Below are 19524 nucleotides of genomic sequence, written 5' to 3' on the forward strand. Positions count from 1 at the left end.
GGGTTCGCCCCTGAAATAGCCACTCAGTATCCATCCAGCCTCTAAATACTTACTTTTTACAATGTTAAATAATTGTTGTTTTTGATCACAAATAATAAACAAACAAGCCAATTCTGTGCGCGTTTTTCAAAAATGTAGATATTTTTAATTTATGGCTACGAAACGAGCTGCGCCATATCTCCCTGACAATCTACTGAGAGGAACGATTTGATGAACGCACTGACTGCCGTAAAACCGAACGCTGATGATCCAGCCCAGCACTACAGCGGTTTCACGTTGAAACCATCAGCCCAGTCCCCACGCCTGCTGGAGCTGACTTTTTCCGCTGAAACCACTGAGCAATTTCTGAAAGCCGTAGCGCAGTGGCCGGTGCAGGCACTGGAATACAAATCCTTCCTGCGCTTCAAAGTGGGCAAGATCCTCGACGACCTGTGCGGCAATCAGTTGCAGCCTTTGCTGCTGAAAACGTTGCTCGATCGTGCCGAAGGCGCACTGCTGATCAACGCTGTTGGCGTAGATGATGTGGCACAGGCTGAAGAGATGGTCAAGCTGGCGACGGCGGTAGCGCATCTTATCGGGCGCTCCAATTTTGATGCGATGAGCGGTCAATACTATGCCCGTTTTGTGGTGAAAAACGTTGATAACTCAGACAGCTATCTGCGCCAGCCGCACCGTGTAATGGAGCTGCATAACGACGGAACCTACCTCGAAGAAATCACCGACTATGTGCTGATGATGAAGATTGACGAGCAGAACATAACCGGCGGTAACTCGCTGCTGCTGCACCTCGACGACTGGGAACATCTGGATCAGTACTTTACCCACCCGCTGGCGCGTCGCGCCATGCGCTTTGCCGCACCGCCAAGCAAAAACGTCAGCCAGGAAGTGTTCCATCCGGTGTTTGACGTTGACCAGCAGGGCCGCCCGGTGATGCGCTACATCGACCAGTTCGTCCAGCCTAAAGATTATGAAGAAGGCGTCTGGCTGAGCGATTTGTCCGATGCGTTGGAAACCAGCAAGGCCATTATTTCCGTTCCGGTTTCAGTCGGTAAATTCCTGCTAATCAACAACCTGTTCTGGTTGCACGGTCGCGATCGCTTCACCTCGCATCCTGACCTGCGCCGCGAACTGATGCGCCAGCGTGGTTATTTCGCTTACGCGACAAACCACTACCAGACCCATCAGTAAGCGCGAAGGAATAAAGCGGATGTATGATTTTGTGATTATTGGCGGCGGCATTATCGGCATGTCGACCGCCATGCAGCTGATTGATGTCTATCCGGACGCCAGAATCGCGCTGCTGGAAAAAGAGTCCGGCCCGGCCTGTCATCAGACGGGCCACAACAGCGGCGTAATTCATGCCGGGGTCTATTACACCCCCGGCAGCCTGAAGGCGCAGTTTTGCCTGGCCGGAAATCGCGCCACAAAAGCCTTTTGCGACCAAAACGGCATCCGCTACGACGTCTGCGGAAAAATGCTGGTTGCCACCTCCGAACTGGAAATGGAGCGCATGCGCGCGCTGTGGGATCGCACCGCCGCTAACGGCCTTGAGCGCGAATGGCTGAATGCGCAGGAGCTTCGCGAGCGTGAACCCAACATCACCGGGCTGGGCGGTATTTTTGTTCCGTCGAGTGGGATCGTCAGCTACCGCGAAGTCACCGCCGCGATGGCGAAGATATTTCAGGCCAAAGGCGGTGAGATTATCTACAACGCTGAGGTCAGCGCGCTAAAAGAGCACGCTGCGGGCGTTGTCGTACATACCCGCCAGGGTCAGGAATTTGAGGGAGCGACGCTGATTAGCTGCTCTGGCCTGATGGCGGACCGACTAGTGAAAATGCTCGGCGTTGAACCCGGCTTTATCATCTGTCCGTTCCGTGGCGAATATTTCCGTCTGGCGTCAGAACATAACCAGATAGTCAACCATCTGATCTACCCCATCCCCGACCCGGCGATGCCGTTTCTCGGCGTTCATCTGACCCGGATGATTGACGGCAGCGTCACCGTGGGCCCCAACGCGGTACTGGCATTTAAACGTGAAGGCTACCGTAAACGCGACTTCTCGCTCAGCGATACGCTGGAGATCCTCAGCTCTTCCGGCATTCGTCGCGTGCTGCAAAACAACCTGCGCTCAGGGCTTGGCGAAATGAAGAATTCGCTGTGCAAAAGCGGTTATCTGCGGCTGGTACAAAAGTACTGCCCGAGTCTGACGCTCAAGGATCTGCAGCCCTGGCCTGCAGGCGTGCGGGCACAGGCTGTGTCGCCGGACGGCAAGCTAATCGACGATTTCCTGTTTGTCACCACGCCACGCTCAATTCACACCTGTAACGCGCCTTCTCCGGCAGCAACGTCAGCGATCCCTATCGGCGCGCATATTGTCAGCAAAGTTCATGCGCTGCTGGAGAACCAGAGTAATCCCGGACGCACGCTGCGTGCGGCACGTAGCGTGGAAACATTACACGCCGCATTCACCCGTTAAAACGATTTAGACAGGACGCAATTATGCAACTTAACGATCCAACCTTATTTCGCCAGCAGGCACTGATCGACGGCAACTGGCGTGACGCCAACAGCGGCGAGACCATCGCGGTGACCAACCCCGCCAACGGTCAGCAATTAGGTAGCGTACCGAAAATGGGGGCGGATGAAACCCGCGAAGCAATTAACGCCGCTAACCGCGCCCTGCCCGCCTGGCGTGCGCTGACCGCCAAAGAGCGGGCCAACATCCTGCGCCGCTGGTTCAACCTGATGATTGAGCATCAGGACGATCTCGCCCGTCTGATGACCCTGGAACAGGGTAAACCGCTGGCAGAAGCCAAAGGTGAAATCACCTATGCCGCTTCCTTTATTGAGTGGTTTGCCGAAGAGGGCAAACGTATCTATGGCGATACGATCCCCGGCCACCAGGCCGACAAACGCCTAATCGTCATCAAACAGCCGATCGGCGTTACCGCCGCGATTACGCCGTGGAACTTCCCCGCGGCGATGATTACCCGCAAAGCCGGTCCGGCGCTGGCGGCTGGTTGCACAATGGTGCTTAAACCGGCCAGCCAGACCCCCTACTCCGCACTGGCGCTGGCAGAGCTTGCCAATCGCGCCGGGATCCCGGCAGGCGTTTTCAGTGTGGTGACCGGTTCAGCGAGCGCGGTCGGCAACGAGCTGACTGGCAACCCGCTGGTACGCAAGCTGTCATTTACCGGCTCAACCGAAATTGGCCGTCAGTTAATGCAGCAGTGCGCCAAAGACATCAAAAAAGTGTCGCTGGAGCTGGGCGGCAATGCGCCGTTTATCGTCTTTGACGATGCCGATCTTGATAAAGCCGTGGAAGGCGCACTGGCATCAAAGTTCCGTAACGCTGGCCAAACCTGTGTCTGCGCCAACCGCCTGTACGTGCAGGACGGCGTGTATGAGCGTTTTGCCGAAAAACTCCAGCAGGCAGTGAGCAAACTGCACCTCGGTGATGGTCTGCAGCCTGACGTCACCACCGGGCCGCTGATCGACGAGAAAGCGGTAGCCAAAGTGCAGGAACACATCGCCGATGCTCTGGATAAAGGCGCGCGCATTATCGCGGGTGGCAAACCTCACGCACTCGGCGGCAACTTCTTCCAGCCCACCATTTTGGTGGATGTGCCTGACAACGCGAAGGTCGCCAAAGAAGAGACGTTCGGCCCGCTGGCTCCGCTGTTCCGGTTTAAGGACGAGGCTGACGTCATCGCTCAGGCTAATGACACTGAGTTTGGTCTGGCCGCCTATTTCTACGCCCGTGATTTGAGCCGCGTCTTTCGCGTTGGCGAAGCGCTGGAATACGGCATTGTCGGGATTAACACCGGCATTATCTCCAACGAAGTCGCCCCGTTTGGGGGAATCAAAGCCTCCGGTCTTGGCCGTGAAGGATCGAAATACGGCATCGAAGACTACTTAGAAATCAAATATATGTGCATCGGCCTTTAATAAAAATAAATACTGGAGAACACCTGATGAGCACACAAAGAACTTATGCAACGTCGCAGCAACGCCGTTCCCCGTGGCGTAGGACAAATCCACCCTATTTTTGCCGAGCGTGCAGAAAACTGTCGAGTCTGGGACGTTGAAGGCCGTGAATTCCTCGATTTTGCTGGCGGTATTGCGGTGCTGAACACCGGCCACCTGCACCCGCAGATCGTCTCTGCGGTAGAAGCACAGTTGAAAAAGCTGTCCCATACCTGTTTCCAGGTGCTGGCCTATGAGCCGTACCTGGAGCTGTGCGAAATCATGAATAAGAAAGTGCCGGGCGATTTCGCCAAAAAAACCCTGCTGGTGACAACCGGCTCGGAAGCGGTGGAAAACGCGGTGAAAATCGCCCGCGCCGCCACCAAACGAACCGGCACTATCGCCTTCAGCGGCGCTTACCACGGTCGAACCCACTACACCCTGTCGCTGACCGGGAAAGTAAACCCGTACTCTGCAGGAATGGGACTGATGCCGGGCCACGTGTACCGTGCGCTTTATCCTTGCCCGCTGCACGGCATCAGTGAAGACGATGCTATCGCCAGCATTCACCGTATCTTCAAAAATGATGCCGCTCCGGAAGACGTTGCCGCCATCGTGATTGAGCCCGTCCAGGGCGAAGGTGGTTTTTACGCCGCCTCTCCTGCTTTTATGCAACGTCTGCGCGCCATTTGTGACGAGCACGGCATCATGCTGATTGCCGATGAAGTACAGAGCGGCGCGGGCCGTACCGGTACGCTGTTCGCTATGGAGCAGATGGGCGTTGCGCCCGATCTCACCACCTTCGCCAAATCTATCGCCGGTGGCTTCCCGCTGGCGGGAGTGACCGGGCGCGCCGAAGTCATGGACGCAATCCCACCGGGCGGTCTGGGCGGTACCTATGCCGGTAACCCGATTGCCTGTGCCGCCGCACTGGCGGTACTGAATATTTTCGAACAGGAAAATCTGCTGCAAAAAGCCAACGACCTGGGGCAAACCCTGCGCGAAGGCCTGCTGGCTATCGCGGAAACCCACCGCGAGATTGGCGATGTACGCGGGCTGGGAGCGATGATCGCAATCGAACTGTTTGAAGACGGCGATCACACGAAACCAGACGCCAAACTGACCGCGGAAATCGTCGCGCGTGCGCGCGATAAAGGGCTGATCCTGCTCTCCTGCGGACCTTACTACAACGTACTGCGCATTCTTGTCCCACTGACCATTGAAGATGCCCAAATCCGCCAGGGGCTGGACATTATCGCTCAGTGTTTTGCCGAAGCGAAGCAGGGTTAACACCGCATTCGACCAATAAAAAACGCAATCCTCAGGCCGGATAAGGCGGAGCCGGCAGACAGGGTCAATAACAATAAATACGCGTGCCCCGGCGCGGGAATGCCGGGGTGCTCTCCCAAGTGAAATACTTTCGAGAGGTTTAAAAGATGGGGCAAGTGTCACAATCACATGATTTAGGGGGCGGGCTGAAATCACGCCACGTCACCATGCTGTCTATTGCCGGGGTTATCGGCGCAAGTTTGTTTGTGGGTTCAAGCGTGGCGATTGCAGAAGCCGGTCCCGCAGTATTACTGGCCTATCTGTTCGCCGGATTGCTGGTGGTGATGATTATGCGCATGCTGGCCGAAATGGCCGTTGCCACCCCGGATACCGGTTCCTTTTCCACCTACGCCGATAAGGCCATCGGGCCGTGGGCGGGTTATACCATCGGCTGGCTGTACTGGTGGTTCTGGGTGTTGGTTATCCCGCTGGAAGCGAATATCGCCGCCATCATTCTGCACTCCTGGGTTCCAGGCATTCCTATCTGGCTGTTTTCTCTGGTTATCACGTTGGCATTAACCGGCAGTAATTTGCTGAGCGTCAAAAATTACGGTGAGTTCGAGTTCTGGCTGGCGCTGTGCAAAGTGATTGCCATTCTGGCGTTTATCACTCTCGGCGCGGTGGCGATTAGCGGTTTCTACCCCTATGCCGAGGTCAGCGGAGTTTCGCGCCTGTGGGATCAGGGCGGCTTCATGCCCAACGGTTTTGGCGCGGTGATCAGCGCGATGCTAATCACCATGTTCTCCTTTATGGGCGCAGAGATTGTTACCATCGCCGCCGCCGAGTCCGACACCCCGGATAAGCACATCGTCCGCGCCACCAACTCGGTTATCTGGCGTATCTCCATCTTCTATCTGTGCTCTATTTTCGTGGTCGTCGCGCTGATTCCGTGGAACATGCCGGGACTGAAAGAGGTGGGCTCTTATCGCTCGGTGCTGGAGTTACTGCATATCCCACACGCGAAGCTGATCATGGACTGTGTCATATTGCTGTCGGTAACCAGTTGTCTGAACTCCGCGCTGTATACGTCCTCGCGTATGCTTTACTCCCTGAGCCGTCGTGGCGATGCTCCCGCCTTTATGGGTAAAACGAACCGGAGTAAAACGCCTTATGTGGCGGTGTTGCTGTCTACGGGTGCCGCGTTCCTCACCGTGGTGGTCAACTATTACGCCCCGGCCAAGGTGTTCAAATTCCTGATCGACAGCTCCGGCGCCATCGCCCTGCTGGTTTATCTGGTGATTGCAATTTCCCAACTGCGGATGCGCAAAATCCTGCTGGCGCGAGGCGGTGAAATTAAACTGAAAATGTGGCTCTATCCGTGGCTTACCTGGCTGGTAATCGCCTTTATTATCTCTGTGCTGGTGGTGATGCTCTTTCGCCCAGCTCAACAACTGGAAGTTATCTCTACCGGGTTGTTAGCCATAGGAATTATTTGCACCGTGCCTATTATGTCACGCTGGAAAAAACTGCTATCGTGGCAAAAAGCACCGTTGCAAAATACGCATTAAACCTTTTCCCGGCACAAGCCGGGAAAACCGTTCAGGAGTAAGACCATGACCGCCATTCCCCAACCGACGGCCATTGATGGATACCGCTGGCTGAAAAACGACATCATCCGCGGTGTGTATCAGCCTGATGAAAAACTGCGTATGAGCCTGCTGACCTCACGCTATGAGCTTGGCGTGGGACCGCTACGCGAAGCGCTTTCGCAGTTGGTTGCCGAGCGGCTGGTCACGGTGGTCAATCAGAAAGGGTATCGTGTCGCCCCAATGTCCGAACAGGAGTTGCTCGATATTTTCGATGCCCGCGCCAATATGGAAGCCATGCTGGTCGCGCTGGCCATTGAACGCGGCGACGACGCCTGGGAAGCTGAAATTCTGGCGCGGGCGCATATGCTCGGCAAGCTTGAAGCCGTTGACGCCAGTGAACAGATGCTCGACGAGTGGGATCAGCGCCATCAGGCTTTTCACTCGGCAATTGTCGCTGGCTGCGGTTCACAGTATCTGCTGCAAATGCGCGAACGGCTATTCGATTTGGCGGCGCGCTACCGGTTTATCTGGCTGCGAAAAACGGTGCTGTCGGTGGAGATGTTGGAAGATAAACACGATCAGCACCAAACGCTGACCGAAGCAATTCTGGCACGCGATGCTGCACGTGCCAGCGAATTAATGCGCCAGCACCTGCTGACGCCCATTCCGATTATTCAACAAGCGATGTCCGGCAAATTGCTGACGCAATAAGCCTGAACTTTCTTATTGTTCTGGAATACGCAAAACCTGCCCTGGATAAATTTTATCCGGGCTTTTCAGCATCGGTTTATTCGCTTCAAATATCTGGTTATACAGGTTGGCGTTACCGTATACCTGTTTGGCAATAGCGCTCAGGGTATCTCCTGATTTTACGGTATAAAACTGGCTTTCACTCGCCGGCGCAGAAGTTTTTACCTGATCGTCGACGCTGGCAATACCAGAGATATTACCAATCGCAATCAGGATTTTTTCTTTCGCTTCCTGACTTAATCCATCGCCAGAAACGGTGGCTTTACCTTCGTTAATTTGGACGTTCACTTTATCCGCATCCGGGATGCCCGTTTTGTTCAGGTGTTCCTGTACCTTTTTTGCCAGATCGGCAGTGTCATGGTTGCCAGTAACCGCATCCCACAGTTTTTCACCCGCATCTTTTACAAAATTAAAGAGTCCCATATCCACCTCGGTAGTTAACAATCAACACCAGGAAGTGTAGCAGAGGAGAAAGGAGCGCAAAGAAAACGGCGCCAGAGCGCCGTAGTAGAAGGGTAATTAGCTACGCGTTTGTATCCAGAAGGCGTGGATCAGACCCGGGATGTAGCCCAGCAGCGTCAGAACAATATTGAGGATAAATGCCCAGCCGAACCCCTTCCCCAGCAGCACGCCAAGCGGGGGCAGAATAATAGTAAAAACGATTCTCCAGAAACCCATACACACTCCATACAAGCAAAAAGTTACTCATTGTTTAAAAAGAGATTTTATCTCTAAGCATAGTCAGTGTACCTAACTCTGCCAGCCTTCCCCTGCTGTTTTACCCTCCTTTACGCTCTTTACGCTGGCGTACGTTGACCGTTTATTTTAGAATAAGCTTAATTTAGAACATGCTTAAATACATATGACTGAACTTGAACAACTCCAGGCCAGCGCTGAGCAGGCTGCCGCCCTGCTAAAAGCGATGAGTAACCCGAAAAGGTTGCTGATTTTGTGCATGCTCTGCGGCTCACCCGGTACCAGCGCGGGCGAATTAGCCCGTGTTACCGGCCTGAGTCCTTCCGCCACTTCGCAACATCTGGCGCGTATGCGTGAAGAAGGCCTGATAGACAGCCAACGCGATGCCCAGCGCATCCTGTACTCCATCAAAAATGCGGCCGTGAATTCACTGATCGCCACATTAAAAACACTGTATTGCCCATAAGGAGCCATCATGACCATTGGGACGATTTCCCCGCGCGAGGCGCAGACGCTGGTCGCACAAGGCGCAAAACTGATTGATATCCGCGATGCTGACGAGTATCTGTACGAGCATATTCCGGGGGCGCATCTGGCGCCATTACCTACGCTAGAGCAGGGATCGCTGCCTGCAAATTTACGCGCCGGGCAGGTGATTTTTCACTGCCAGTCAGGCAAACGTACACAAAACGCGGCGACAAAACTGAACGCTATTGCCGCGCCTGCGCAGGTCTGGTTGTTGGAAGGTGGCATTGACGGCTGGAAAGCCGCAGGTTTTCCGGTGGCAAAAGATCGTTCACAACCGTTACCGCTGATGCGCCAGGTGCAGATAGCCGCCGGCAGCCTTGCCTTACTCGGCGTCATTCTGGGCTACACCGTTAGCAGCGCCTTCTTCCTGCTGAGCGGTTTTGTGGGCGCCGGGCTAATACTCGCTGGCGTGACCGGCTTTTGCGGCATGGCGCGATTGCTGGATATCATGCCCTGGAACCGACGTACTCATTAAGCGGTAATCATTGAAACTGCGCTGTACCCGCTGATTGACGTGATCTATGGTGAGTTCTGCGATAAATAAAGGAGAGCAATATGTTTAAACCTGGCGATCTGATTCAACCACGCATGGGTGGACCTAAACTGAAAGTTGTCGAAGTCAATGGCGATCACATTGTGGCGGTACACGCCAGTAATGAAAGCGGCGAAAAATTCACGCTAAAAGCAGCTGACGTGACGCGATATACCGAAGAGGGTGATTTTGGCGTTTGCTGAAAATAAGCGGTGAGGTCGCCCTCACCGCATTAATAATCAGATCAAAAAGTCATCAAGAGATTTACCGGCAGCCAGTGCCTGGGCAATTGGCTTCGGTGTGCGACCCTGTCCGGTCCATGTTTTTGTTTCACCATTGAGATCGGTAAAACGATATTTCGCCGGGCGCGGCTGACGTTTTTTAACTGAACGTGCCGTCGCAGGCGTCATGCTCAGTAGCTCTTCCGGATTGATCCCGTCTGCCTGCATCAGCGCCAGCAAAGTATTAATTTTTTCCTGCTGTTCTGCACGTTGGCGCTGTAGTTGTTCTTCTTCATCGCGGCGTTCTTTGGTCACTACCCTGAATTTTTCAAGCATATCTTCCAGCACATCAACGGAAAATTCACGAGCCATTGCACGCAGCGAGCGGATATTATTTAAGTTTTTTAACATTGAACTCATATTAACAAAACCTCTTTAACGTAAAACATAAAAACGGTATTACCCTAAATATTGTATGCAACTGCTTATTATATTTCCAGTCTAATTTATTCGCATATTACTAATCAAAAAAGCTAATTCGTGTATTTATAGCATCCATTTTGACATCGCCTATGCGATATATTCTATTCCTCTGCTAGTCGCTATAAATATACCTGCAAGGAGTCTCAGGGTATCAGTCGAGAAACAGGCCACAACATCGCGCGGAGCCGGTGCGTATACATATTGCACATTAGTCAACATTGAGAAAAGGAGCGCAAAAAATTCAGAAAAACAAATTTCCATAACCCATTGATCTAAAATGCCTTTAATTAAATCAGCAACGAAAATACCAAAACGAACAAAAAACAAACCATTACAGAGCATTTTATCGACAAAAAGGTAATAAATAAAAATTTTAAGCTAGTTGCTAGTTATTATCCAGGCAGATATCCTATTCAAACGCGAAAGCAGCAAGACAAATCACTAGCAAGAAGGTATTCAAAACCTTTTTTTCCCTTTTTACAAGGAGCATTAACATGTTCTCTCCGCAGTCACGCTTGCGTCATGCAGTAGCAGACACGTTCGCGATGGTTGTTTATTGTTCTGTCGTGAACATGTTGATCGAAATATTCCTTTCAGGAATGAGCTTTGAACAGTCTCTGTACTCCAGACTGGTGGCTATCCCCGTCAACATCCTGATCGCGTGGCCATACGGCATGTATCGCGATTTGTTTATGCGCGCGGCGCGTAAAGCCACGCAAGCAGGATGGGGGAAAAACCTGGCGGACGTGCTGGCTTATGTCACCTTCCAGTCACCAGTGTATGTGATTATTCTATTGACGGTTGGCGCAGACTGGCACCAGATTACGGCTGCAGTAAGTTCGAACATCGTGGTATCAATGCTGATGGGCGCGGTCTATGGCTACTTTCTTGATTATTGCCGCCGCCTGTTTAAGGTCAGCAGCTATCACCAGGCTAAAGCCTGACAGATCTCTTCGCGACTGGCCCTGCCAGTCGCATTATTAGTTTGAACTAACGTCGCCAAACAACCCACTCAGATAACGCTCAAGCGCAATTCGCGAACTGAAGCCGTGCGGAATACCATAATGTTCGTGAGTCTCTCCGGCTAAATATAGCGGGAATTGCTGGTAGTGATCGCAGGTTTTAATATCCGTCGCAGGTTCCGCCAGCGAAGAGCTGCGCTCTTTTAGCGTGGGATGGATAACTAATGCGGTACGTCCCATACGTGCTTCACGGTTAACGTACACATAATTTTCGCCACGACGATAGCCGTACGTTTTTTGCGTCACTACATCGACGGTAAAGCCCACTTTTTCAAGTACGCGCGCCACCTCATCAGGTCGTAAATACATATATTTTTCCTCGTTATCTTTTTTACTGCGGGCTTACCTTACCTGATTCAGCATTAGCAACGCTTTCAGAAAAGTCCATAAACGAGTGGCGATGGTGGGAGGAATATCTTAAGAACCGCGCAGAATTATGTCAGCGACATCCGCAGTTGATACGCCGCCTGCTGCGCCATTTCCACCGAGCTGATGTTGGTAAACGACAGCAATATTCCCCCCTTTCCTGCTGAAGTTATTCGCCAGCGACTTAACGCCTGAACCGCCAGCCCGGCCTGATTCGCTTTGCGCACTAGCGCAACATCATCTCCGTCGACAGTTATCACCAGCTGAATCCCTCCTTCCTGAGGAATGACGTTAAATCCTTGTTCGCTCAGCGCGTTTTCCATCCATTGACGTCGCAGGGCATAATTCTGGCGCATACGTTTTAAGTGCCGCCAGAAGTGGCCATCTTGCATAAAATCCGCCAGCGTTTGCTGCCATAAAACCGGAACGCTACAGGCCGTTAGCGCCGCCTGCTGACGAAAATGTTCGACCTGAGTCAGGGGTACCACCAGCCATGCCGTGCGCAAAGCCGGAAACATCGATTTGCTGAACGTTCCGGCATAAATCACCCGCTGGGGCGCATCCAGACTTTTTAGCGGCGGCAACGGTTTGCCGTGGTAGCGAAATTCACTGTCGTAATCATCTTCAATGATCCACGCCTGCGCCCGAGTCGCCCATTCAAGCAGTTGGTGGCGACGGTCTAATGACAGGGCGACGCCCAGCGGACTTTGGTGTGCGGGTGTGAGCAGCACAAAACGCGCCTGCGGGTAGTCACGGATCCCAGCGCAGACATCCAGGCCATCGGCATCAACTGCCACCGGCATCAGCTCAATGCGCTCCTGAGCCACCACGGGGTGAATCAACGGAAAGCCAGGATCTTCGACCCACATCCCCTCACCAGGTTGAGACAGAGCGCGCAGGATTAACGTCATTGATGCCGCGTAGCCTGAAGTAATAAAAATCTGCTCCGGCTGGCACTCAATACTGCGTGAGACGCGCAGGTAATCGACAATCGCCTGACGTAAAACCCGTTCGCCGCAAACATCGCCCACGGCCAGGTCAAAACGCGTTTGGGTGCGTAAACGCCGCCCCATCACCCGCGCCCAGACGTCCCGCGGGAAGAGATCGAGTGCGGGTAATCCCATCTGAAAAGGCTGCGGCCTGGGGTTTTCTCCGGCGAAGATGGCGGGAGACACAGGTGCGTTTTCCGGTCGCAGTTGCTCACTGACAAATGTTCCTGCCTGCCCGCGCCGCGTGAGCCAGCCCTGCGCCACCAGATCTGCATAGGCATTTTCCACCGTCGAACGTGATACCCCCAGCTCCTGGGCCCAGGTCCGACTGGAGGGCAATCTTGTGCCTGGCTTTAGTTCACCTTTCTCAATGGCGTTTTTTAACTGACGGGCGATTTGCTGATAGCGTGGCATTTATGGTCTGCTTTTTTGGCAACAATATGGCTCTCTGTAGCAGTCCATTATAGTGCTACATTGCGGGTCATCCAAACGAGGAGAAATACCATGACAATGTTACGCCAGCCCTATTATGAACTCAGTCCTGAAATCTATAACGCTTTGGTTCAGGCCAGCAAAGCGCTGGAAAACTGCGCGCTGGAACCTACGCTGACGGAACTGATTTACCTGCGAGTCTCGCAAATCAACGGCTGCGCCTTTTGCCTGGAAATGCACAGTAAGGCGCTGCGCAAATCCGGTGTTGCGCAGGCCAAACTGGACGCGCTGGCAGGCTGGCGGGTGAGTCATCACTTCAGCGAGCAGGAGCGTGCGGCGCTGGCGTGGGCCGAATCCGTCACCCATATAGCCAGCACCCATGCCGAAGATGACGTTTATCTGCCGCTGCTCGACCATTTTAGCGCGAAAGAGATTAGCGATCTGACGTTTGCTATTAGCCTGATGAACTGCTTTAACCGTCTGGCGGTAGGGATGCGCATGTGATTCTGCGCTGCCGGATGGCGACATAAACGCCATCCGGCAACCTGCCATAGTTTCTATCACTTCCTCCGTCACGCTCATCACCCATGCCCTCATCAATCTAAAATTACCATATCTTGTATGGTTGAATCTTTTTAAAACTACATCTAGTATCTCCTCTATCAAGACACACACAACCTGACGCCCTCTATCGCGTCATTCTTTTACTTTTAGATGGAAATACGAATCATGCGCATTGTTATTTACACTCGTAACAACTGTGTTCAGTGCCACGCCACTAAGCGGGCGATGGAAAGCCGCGGGTTTGACTTTGAGATGGTAAACGTCGATTTACACCCTGATATGGCGGATCGCCTGCGCGATCAAGGCTTTCGTCAGTTACCGGTCGTGGTCGCAGGGGAAACCAGTTGGTCAGGATTTCGCCCGGACATGATCAACCGTCTGCGCCCGGCTCCTCAAGTGGCCAGCGCATGAGTCAGCTCGTCTACTTCTCCAGCAGCTCCGAAAATACGCACCGCTTCATGCAGCGTCTGGGGCTGCCTGCCATCCGCATTCCGCTTAACGAACGCGAGCGGATCCGGGTAGACGAACCTTACATTTTAATCGTGCCCTCCTACGGTGGCGGCGGTACAGCTGGCGCGGTCCCGAGACAGGTGATCCGCTTTTTAAACGATACGCACAACCGGGCGTTAATCCGTGGAGTGATCGCCTCCGGCAATCGCAATTTCGGGGGCGCCTACGGTCGCGCGGGTGATGTCATCTCACAAAAATGCGGCGTGCCGTGGCTCTATCGCTTTGAGCTGATGGGCACCCAAAGCGATATCGACAACGTGCAAAAAGGAGTGAGCGAATTTTGGCAACGACAACCGCAGAAGGTGTAATACAGCAGACGCTGGATTATCACGCCCTGAACGCCATGCTGAATCTGTACGATAAGGCCGGGCGCATTCAGTTCGACAAAGACCATCAGGCGGTGGAGGCGTTCTTTACCGCCCACGTCCGCCCCAACTCGGTGGCGTTTGCCAGCCAGCAGGCGCGTCTGGACACGTTGGTGGATGAAGGCTATTACGATGCCAGCGTGTTAGCCCGCTACGATCGCGCGTTTGTGCTGAAGCTATTCGCCCACGCCCACGCCAGCGGATTCCGTTTCCAGACGTTCCTCGGCGCATGGAAGTTCTACACCAGCTATACGCTGAAAACGTTCGACGGGAAGCGCTATCTCGAAGACTTTGAGGATCGCGTAACGATGGTGGCGCTCACGCTGGCGCAGGGCGATGAAGCGCTCGCTCTGCAACTGACCGATGAAATGCTCTCCGGGCGTTTTCAACCCGCCACGCCAACCTTTTTAAACTGCGGTAAACAGCAACGCGGCGAGCTGGTTTCCTGCTTCCTGTTACGCATTGAAGACAACATGGAGTCAATTGGACGGGCGGTCAACTCGGCGCTGCAACTCTCCAAACGCGGCGGCGGCGTGGCATTTTTGCTCTCTAACCTGCGTGAGGCGGGTGCGCCCATTAAGCGCATTGAGAACCAGTCCTCTGGGGTGATCCCGGTAATGAAAATGCTGGAGGATGCGTTTTCTTATGCGAATCAATTAGGGGCGCGTCAGGGTGCGGGCGCAGTGTATCTGCACGCGCATCATCCGGATATTACGCACAAACAGGGCACGATATCTCCTGCAACCTCGGCTCGTTGAATATTGCTCATACCATGGATTCGCCAGACTTTGGGCGCACCGTGGAAACGGCGGTTCGCGGTTTAACGGCCGTTTCGGACATGAGCCATATCCGCAGCGTACCCTCAATTGAGGCCGGGAACAGCGCATCGCACGCCATCGGTCTTGGGCAGATGAACCTGCACGGGTATCTGGCACGGGAAGGTATCGCCTACGGTTCACCTGAAGGGCTGGATTTCACCAATCTCTATTTCTACACCATCACCTGGCATGCGCTGAATACGTCGATGAAGCTCGCCCGCGAGCGCGGCAAAACCTTTGCCGGATTCAGACAGTCCCGCTACGCCAGCGGTGAGTATTTTAACCAGTATCTGCAGGGCGACTGGCAGCCAAAAACCGCCAAGGTTCGCACACTGTTTGCCACCAGCGGCATTATGCTGCCAACGCGCGAAATGTGGTCGCAGCTGCGTGAAGATGTCATGCGCTACGGCATTTATAACCAGAATTTACAAGCGGTTCCGCCAACGGGTTCTATCTCCTACATCAACCATGCGACATCAAGCATTCACCCGATCGTGTCAAAAGTGGAGATTCGCAAAGAGGGCAAAACCGGGCGCGTTTACTACCCTGCCCCGTTTATGACCAATGAGAATCTGGCCTTGTATCAGGACGCCTACGAGATTGGTCCACAAAAAATCATTGATACCTACGCTGAAGCAACGCGGCATGTCGATCAGGGGCTTTCACTGACGCTCTTTTTCCCCGATACCGCCACCACTCGCGATATCAACAAAGCGCAGATTTACGCCTGGCGTAAGGGCATCAAATCGCTGTATTACATCCGACTACGCCAGTTGGCGCTGGAAGGAACCGAAATCGAAGGTTGCGTGTCATGCGCGCTGTAAGGAGGACAACATGACATTATCCCGCGTGAGTGCCATCAACTGGAACAAGATTGAGGATGATAAAGATCTCGAGGTTTGGAATCGCCTGACCAGTAACTTCTGGCTACCGGAAAAGGTCCCGCTCTCCAACGATATCCCGGCCTGGCAAACGTTGAACGCCGCCGAACAGCAGCTGACTATCCGCGTTTTTACCGGGCTGACGCTGCTCGACACTATTCAGAACATAGCCGGTGCACCAGCATTGATGGCCGATTCGTTAACGCCGCATGAAGAGGCGGTGCTATCGAATATCAGCTTTATGGAAGCGGTGCACGCCCGTTCGTACAGCTCAATTTTCTCCACTCTTTGCCAGACCAAAGACGTGGATGCGGCTTACGCGTGGAGTGAAGAAAATACCCCACTCCAGCGCAAGGCACAGATCATTTTGACACATTACGCCAGCGACGAACCGTTGAAGAAAAAAATTGCCAGCGTGTTTCTGGAATCCTTCCTGTTCTATTCCGGCTTCTGGTTGCCAATGTATTTCTCCAGCCGCGGAAAACTGACCAATACCGCCGATCTCATTCGTCTGATCATTCGTGATGAAGCCGTTCACGGGTATTACATTGGTTATAAATATCAAAAAGGTCTGGAGCACATTTCTGAATCCGCACGCGAGGAGTTAAAGAATTTTGCCCTCGACCTGCTGATGGAATTGTATGATAACGAAGCGCGTTATACAGAAGAATTGTATGCAGAAACCGGCTGGGTGGATGACGTCAAAGCCTTCCTTTGCTACAACGCCAATAAGGCATTAATGAATTTGGGGTATGAGGCATTATTCCCGCCAGAAATGGCGGAGGTTAACCCGGCAATCCTTGCCGCGCTGTCGCCCAACGCTGACGAAAACCACGATTTCTTCTCGGGTTCCGGCTCATCATACGTGATGGGAAAAGCAGTCGAAACCGAAGACGACGACTGGAATTTCTAGCACTCATTTCTGCGGGAAATACCGTACATTTTTCGCGGAAATATTTTAACAGGATCACACTTTTGTCGTGCAAATATAATTGTGTGATCTACACTCAATATCAGACGCATTATTCGCCTGCATTTCAGCAATTCAGGCGACTTTTCATTGCCATTTACAAAAAATATTACCCCATTCACATTCGCGCTCAGCCCTTATATCACGGGAAGTCCCGCCACATGGCCTTCAGCAATATTCGTGCCACAAACAAATTCAGGGTTGTCTCAGATTCTCAGTATGTTAGGGTAGAAAAAGGTCACTATTTCCATCAGGTAATATATCGATATAAACAAATAACAGGAATCATTCTATTGCATGGCAATTAAATTAGAAGTTAAAAATCTCTATAAGATATTTGGAGAGCATCCGCAGAGAGCCTTCAAATATATTGAAAAAGGACTTTCAAAAGAGCAGATTCTGGATAAAACAGGGCTATCGCTTGGCGTTAAGAACGCCAGTCTGGCCATTGAAGAAGGCGAGATATTTGTCATCATGGGATTATCCGGTTCGGGTAAATCCACAATGGTACGCCTTCTCAATCGCCTGATTGAACCCACCCGCGGGCAAGTATTGATTGACGGCGTAGACATCGCCCGGATATCCGATGCAGAGCTTCGCGAGGTGCGCAGAAAAAAGATTGCGATGGTTTTCCAGTCCTTTGCCCTGATGCCGCACATGACGGTCCTGGACAATACGGCATTCGGCATGGAATTAGCCGGTGTTGGCGCGGATGAACGTCGTGAAAAAGCGTTAGATGCGCTGCGTCAGGTTGGTCTGGAGAATTATGCTCACGGATACCCGGATGAACTTTCCGGAGGGATGCGCCAGCGTGTGGGCCTCGCCCGTGCATTAGCCATTAACCCTGACATCTTATTAATGGATGAGGCCTTTTCTGCCCTCGATCCGTTAATTCGTACCGAGATGCAGGATGAACTGGTAAAACTACAGGCGAAACATCAACGTACCGTGGTCTTTATTTCCCACGATCTCGACGAAGCTATGCGTATTGGCGACAGAATTGCCATTATGCAAAACGGTGAAGTGGTCCAGGTCGGCACGCCAGATGAAATCCTGAATAATCCGGCCAATGATTATGTACGCACCTTCTTCCGCGGCGTTGATATTAGCCAGGTCTTTAGTGCCAAGGATATTTCACGTCGTAGCCCTGAAGGTTTAATTCGTAAAACGCCCGGGGTCGGTCCACGTTCAGCGCTGCAATTATTGCAGGACAAAGATCGCGAATATGGTTACGTGATCGAGCGCGGCAATAAATTCGTCGGCGTTGTCTCTATCGACTCTTTAAAAACAGCATTAAGTCAGGCGCAAGGTATTGAAGCGGCATTGATCGATGAGCCGTTAGCCGTGGATGCGCAAACTCCTCTCAGCGAGTTGCTTTCTCATGTCGGCCAGGCCCCGTGCGCGGTGCCGGTTGTTGATGAGGAACAACAGTATGTGGGCATCATTTCAAAACGCATGCTGTTACAGGCTTTAGATCGTGAGGGGGCAAACAATGGCTGATCAAACCAATCCGTGGGATACCACACCAGCGGCCGACAGTGCCGCACAAACCGCCGATGCCTGGAGTACGCCATCAGGCGCGCCAGCTGACGGCGGTGGCGCAGACTGGCTGACCAGCGCACCCGCGCCGGCGCCAGAGCATTTCAATATTATGGATCCGTTCCATAAAACGCTGATCCCGCTGGATAGCTGGGTCACAGAAGGGATCGACTGGGTCGTTACCCATTTCCGTCCGGTCTTCCAGGGCATTCGAGTCCCGGTGGATTATATTCTGAACGGCTTCCAGCAGCTTCTGTTGGGTATGCCTGCCCCGGTGGCGATTATCCTGTTCGCTCTGATTGCCTGGCAGATTTCCGGCGTTGGAATGGGCGTTGCTACGCTGATTTCATTGATTGCAATCGGGGCCATCGGCGCGTGGTCGCAGGCCATGATCACCCTGGCGCTGGTACTAACCGCGCTGCTGTTCTGCGTGGTGATCGGTCTACCGATGGGGATCTGGTTGGCGCGCAGTCCACGGGCGGCAAAAATTGTTCGTCCGCTGCTGGACGCCATGCAAACCACACCTGCGTTCGTCTATCTGGTGCCGATCGTCATGCTGTTTGGTATCGGCAACGTCCCGGGCGTGGTGGTGACGATTATCTTCGCCCTGCCGCCAATCGTGCGTCTGACCATTCTGGGGATTAACCAGGTGCCAGCCGACTTGATTGAAGCCTCGCGCTCATTTGGCGCCAGCCCGCGCCAGATGCTGTTTAAAGTCCAGCTCCCGCTGGCGATGCCTACCATTATGGCCGGGGTCAACCAGACGCTGATGCTGGCGCTCTCAATGGTCGTCATCGCGTCGATGATCGCCGTCGGCGGACTGGGTCAGATGGTTCTGCGCGGAATCGGTCGTCTGGATATGGGGCTTGCCACCGTCGGCGGAGTTGGGATCGTGATCCTCGCCATCATTCTCGACCGCCTGACGCAGGCTGTCGGTCGCGACGCCCGTAGCCGTGGCAACCGTCGCTGGTACACCACCGGTCCCGTTGGGCTTATCACTCGCCCATTCACGAAGTAATTCACCCGCTGCCCGG

21 protein-coding genes and 1 pseudogene are annotated in these 19524 nt (G+C 53.2%); 17 read left to right on the forward strand and 5 right to left on the reverse strand.

Translation table 11 applies throughout. The annotated features are described in order from the left end of the window. The first annotated feature begins 210 nt into the window (after positions 1–210). The 6 genes from glaH (at position 211) to csiR (ending at position 7535) form a co-directional block, all read left to right on the forward strand. On the forward strand, positions 211–1188 hold the full coding sequence (gene glaH, locus GPJ68_RS19085; RefSeq protein WP_104651282.1) for a glutarate dioxygenase GlaH: 978 nt from the start codon (positions 211–213) through the stop codon (positions 1186–1188). A 19-nt stretch (positions 1189–1207) separates the two neighbouring features. After that, positions 1208–2476: an L-2-hydroxyglutarate oxidase gene (lhgO, locus tag GPJ68_RS19090; protein WP_016157289.1), complete on the forward strand. Its 1269-nt coding sequence runs from the start codon at positions 1208–1210 to the stop codon at positions 2474–2476. 23 nt (positions 2477–2499) lie between these two features. Next, on the forward strand, positions 2500–3948 hold the full coding sequence (gene gabD / locus GPJ68_RS19095) for an NADP-dependent succinate-semialdehyde dehydrogenase (RefSeq protein ID WP_016157290.1): 1449 nt from the start codon (positions 2500–2502) through the stop codon (positions 3946–3948). Positions 3949–3993: 45 nt separating this feature from the next. After that, positions 3994–5256 (forward strand): 4-aminobutyrate--2-oxoglutarate transaminase, encoded by a 1263-nt coding sequence (gene gabT, locus GPJ68_RS19100; RefSeq protein WP_180836941.1) that lies wholly within the window; start codon positions 3994–3996, stop codon positions 5254–5256. Positions 5257–5402: 146 nt separating this feature from the next. Continuing rightward, complete coding sequence (gene gabP, locus GPJ68_RS19105) at positions 5403–6803, forward strand: GABA permease (RefSeq protein ID WP_049043321.1); 1401 nt, start codon at positions 5403–5405, stop codon at positions 6801–6803. Between the two features lie 45 nt (positions 6804–6848). Beyond that, complete coding sequence (csiR, locus tag GPJ68_RS19110; RefSeq protein ID WP_049270954.1) at positions 6849–7535, forward strand: DNA-binding transcriptional regulator CsiR; 687 nt, start codon at positions 6849–6851, stop codon at positions 7533–7535. 12 nt (positions 7536–7547) lie between these two features. Here the strand turns inward: csiR and lysM are convergent, their stop codons facing one another. Beyond that, positions 7548–7997 carry a peptidoglycan-binding protein LysM gene (gene lysM / locus GPJ68_RS19115; protein ID WP_016154138.1) on the reverse strand — a complete coding sequence of 150 codons (450 nt, stop codon included), beginning with the start codon at positions 7995–7997 and terminating at the stop codon, positions 7548–7550. Between the two features lie 96 nt (positions 7998–8093). Beyond that, positions 8094–8252 carry a YqaE/Pmp3 family membrane protein gene (locus GPJ68_RS19120; RefSeq protein WP_049270951.1) on the reverse strand — a complete coding sequence of 53 codons (159 nt, stop codon included), beginning with the start codon at positions 8250–8252 and terminating at the stop codon, positions 8094–8096. Positions 8253–8436: 184 nt separating this feature from the next. On the opposite strand from GPJ68_RS19120, the gene GPJ68_RS19125 reads away from it, so the two are divergent. The 3 genes from GPJ68_RS19125 to GPJ68_RS19135 all read left to right on the forward strand — a co-directional run bounded on the left by GPJ68_RS19125 (position 8437) and on the right by GPJ68_RS19135 (position 9533). Continuing rightward, entirely contained in the window at positions 8437–8736 is a 300-nt protein-coding gene (locus GPJ68_RS19125) for a helix-turn-helix transcriptional regulator (RefSeq protein WP_016154139.1), read from the forward strand. Positions 8737–8745: 9 nt separating this feature from the next. After that, positions 8746–9273, forward strand: a complete 528-nt coding sequence (locus GPJ68_RS19130; RefSeq protein WP_049270949.1) for a rhodanese family protein — start codon at positions 8746–8748, stop codon at positions 9271–9273. 80 nt (positions 9274–9353) lie between these two features. Beyond that, the gene (locus tag GPJ68_RS19135) at positions 9354–9533 is read left to right on the forward strand and encodes a hypothetical protein (RefSeq protein ID WP_049043318.1); all 180 of its coding nucleotides are present in this window, start codon (positions 9354–9356) and stop codon (positions 9531–9533) included. A 36-nt stretch (positions 9534–9569) separates the two neighbouring features. Here the strand turns inward: GPJ68_RS19135 and stpA are convergent, their stop codons facing one another. After that, entirely contained in the window at positions 9570–9971 is a 402-nt protein-coding gene (gene stpA / locus GPJ68_RS19140) for a DNA-binding protein StpA (RefSeq protein ID WP_019077523.1), read from the reverse strand. A 557-nt stretch (positions 9972–10528) separates the two neighbouring features. Between stpA and alaE the strand changes: the two genes are divergently transcribed. After that, positions 10529–10978 (forward strand): L-alanine exporter AlaE, encoded by a 450-nt coding sequence (alaE, locus tag GPJ68_RS19145; protein ID WP_016154144.1) that lies wholly within the window; start codon positions 10529–10531, stop codon positions 10976–10978. A 36-nt stretch (positions 10979–11014) separates the two neighbouring features. Here the strand turns inward: alaE and GPJ68_RS19150 are convergent, their stop codons facing one another. Together GPJ68_RS19150 and GPJ68_RS19155 are read right to left on the reverse strand one after the other, a co-directional pair. Beyond that, the gene (locus tag GPJ68_RS19150) at positions 11015–11365 is read right to left on the reverse strand and encodes a DUF2002 family protein (protein WP_016154145.1); all 351 of its coding nucleotides are present in this window, start codon (positions 11363–11365) and stop codon (positions 11015–11017) included. A gap of 125 nt (positions 11366–11490) precedes the next feature. Beyond that, positions 11491–12825 carry a PLP-dependent aminotransferase family protein gene (locus GPJ68_RS19155; RefSeq protein ID WP_049043316.1) on the reverse strand — a complete coding sequence of 445 codons (1335 nt, stop codon included), beginning with the start codon at positions 12823–12825 and terminating at the stop codon, positions 11491–11493. 90 nt (positions 12826–12915) lie between these two features. On the opposite strand from GPJ68_RS19155, the gene GPJ68_RS19160 reads away from it, so the two are divergent. The 7 genes and pseudogenes from GPJ68_RS19160 to proW all read left to right on the forward strand — a co-directional run bounded on the left by GPJ68_RS19160 (position 12916) and on the right by proW (position 19508). After that, a complete protein-coding gene (locus GPJ68_RS19160) occupies positions 12916–13347 on the forward strand; it encodes a carboxymuconolactone decarboxylase family protein (RefSeq protein WP_016154147.1) in 432 nt (143 codons plus the stop codon). A gap of 225 nt (positions 13348–13572) precedes the next feature. After that, a complete protein-coding gene (gene nrdH / locus GPJ68_RS19165; protein WP_016157297.1) occupies positions 13573–13818 on the forward strand; it encodes a glutaredoxin-like protein NrdH in 246 nt (81 codons plus the stop codon). Next, positions 13815–14225 (forward strand): class Ib ribonucleoside-diphosphate reductase assembly flavoprotein NrdI, encoded by a 411-nt coding sequence (gene nrdI, locus GPJ68_RS19170; protein WP_104651280.1) that lies wholly within the window; start codon positions 13815–13817, stop codon positions 14223–14225. The genes nrdH and nrdI overlap by 4 nt, the downstream gene beginning before the upstream one ends. Further along, a pseudogene (locus GPJ68_RS19175) lies at positions 14198–15924 on the forward strand (ribonucleotide reductase N-terminal alpha domain-containing protein). Before nrdI ends, GPJ68_RS19175 begins: the two are co-directional and overlap by 28 nt. A 10-nt stretch (positions 15925–15934) precedes the next feature. Further along, positions 15935–16894 (forward strand): class 1b ribonucleoside-diphosphate reductase subunit beta, encoded by a 960-nt coding sequence (gene nrdF, locus GPJ68_RS19180; RefSeq protein ID WP_016157300.1) that lies wholly within the window; start codon positions 15935–15937, stop codon positions 16892–16894. Positions 16895–17248: 354 nt separating this feature from the next. Further along, positions 17249–18451 carry a glycine betaine/L-proline ABC transporter ATP-binding protein ProV gene (gene proV / locus GPJ68_RS19185; RefSeq protein WP_016157301.1) on the forward strand — a complete coding sequence of 401 codons (1203 nt, stop codon included), beginning with the start codon at positions 17249–17251 and terminating at the stop codon, positions 18449–18451. Further along, entirely contained in the window at positions 18444–19508 is a 1065-nt protein-coding gene (proW, locus tag GPJ68_RS19190) for a glycine betaine/L-proline ABC transporter permease ProW (protein WP_016157302.1), read from the forward strand. Before proV ends, proW begins: the two co-directional genes overlap by 8 nt. The last annotated feature ends 16 nt before the right edge of the window (positions 19509–19524 follow it).

The sequence above is a fragment of the Citrobacter sp. 172116965 genome, assembly GCF_013458095.1.
GTDB classification, from domain to species: domain Bacteria; phylum Pseudomonadota; class Gammaproteobacteria; order Enterobacterales; family Enterobacteriaceae; genus Citrobacter; species Citrobacter braakii.

Coding starts and splice junctions, on each gene's coding strand:
- glaH (WP_104651282.1), top strand. CDS start 211: ATGAACGCACTGACTGCCGTAAAACCGAACGCTGATGATCCAGCCCAG.
- lhgO (WP_016157289.1), top strand. CDS start 1,208: ATGTATGATTTTGTGATTATTGGCGGCGGCATTATCGGCATGTCGACC.
- gabD (WP_016157290.1), top strand. CDS start 2,500: ATGCAACTTAACGATCCAACCTTATTTCGCCAGCAGGCACTGATCGAC.
- gabT (WP_180836941.1), top strand. CDS start 3,994: ATGCAACGTCGCAGCAACGCCGTTCCCCGTGGCGTAGGACAAATCCAC.
- gabP (WP_049043321.1), top strand. CDS start 5,403: ATGGGGCAAGTGTCACAATCACATGATTTAGGGGGCGGGCTGAAATCA.
- csiR (WP_049270954.1), top strand. CDS start 6,849: ATGACCGCCATTCCCCAACCGACGGCCATTGATGGATACCGCTGGCTG.
- lysM (WP_016154138.1), bottom strand. CDS start 7,997: ATGGGACTCTTTAATTTTGTAAAAGATGCGGGTGAAAAACTGTGGGAT.
- GPJ68_RS19120 (WP_049270951.1), bottom strand. CDS start 8,252: ATGGGTTTCTGGAGAATCGTTTTTACTATTATTCTGCCCCCGCTTGGC.
- GPJ68_RS19125 (WP_016154139.1), top strand. CDS start 8,437: ATGACTGAACTTGAACAACTCCAGGCCAGCGCTGAGCAGGCTGCCGCC.
- GPJ68_RS19130 (WP_049270949.1), top strand. CDS start 8,746: ATGACCATTGGGACGATTTCCCCGCGCGAGGCGCAGACGCTGGTCGCA.
- GPJ68_RS19135 (WP_049043318.1), top strand. CDS start 9,354: ATGTTTAAACCTGGCGATCTGATTCAACCACGCATGGGTGGACCTAAA.
- stpA (WP_019077523.1), bottom strand. CDS start 9,971: ATGAGTTCAATGTTAAAAAACTTAAATAATATCCGCTCGCTGCGTGCA.
- alaE (WP_016154144.1), top strand. CDS start 10,529: ATGTTCTCTCCGCAGTCACGCTTGCGTCATGCAGTAGCAGACACGTTC.
- GPJ68_RS19150 (WP_016154145.1), bottom strand. CDS start 11,365: ATGTATTTACGACCTGATGAGGTGGCGCGCGTACTTGAAAAAGTGGGC.
- GPJ68_RS19155 (WP_049043316.1), bottom strand. CDS start 12,825: ATGCCACGCTATCAGCAAATCGCCCGTCAGTTAAAAAACGCCATTGAG.
- GPJ68_RS19160 (WP_016154147.1), top strand. CDS start 12,916: ATGACAATGTTACGCCAGCCCTATTATGAACTCAGTCCTGAAATCTAT.
- nrdH (WP_016157297.1), top strand. CDS start 13,573: ATGCGCATTGTTATTTACACTCGTAACAACTGTGTTCAGTGCCACGCC.
- nrdI (WP_104651280.1), top strand. CDS start 13,815: ATGAGTCAGCTCGTCTACTTCTCCAGCAGCTCCGAAAATACGCACCGC.
- nrdF (WP_016157300.1), top strand. CDS start 15,935: ATGACATTATCCCGCGTGAGTGCCATCAACTGGAACAAGATTGAGGAT.
- proV (WP_016157301.1), top strand. CDS start 17,249: ATGGCAATTAAATTAGAAGTTAAAAATCTCTATAAGATATTTGGAGAG.
- proW (WP_016157302.1), top strand. CDS start 18,444: ATGGCTGATCAAACCAATCCGTGGGATACCACACCAGCGGCCGACAGT.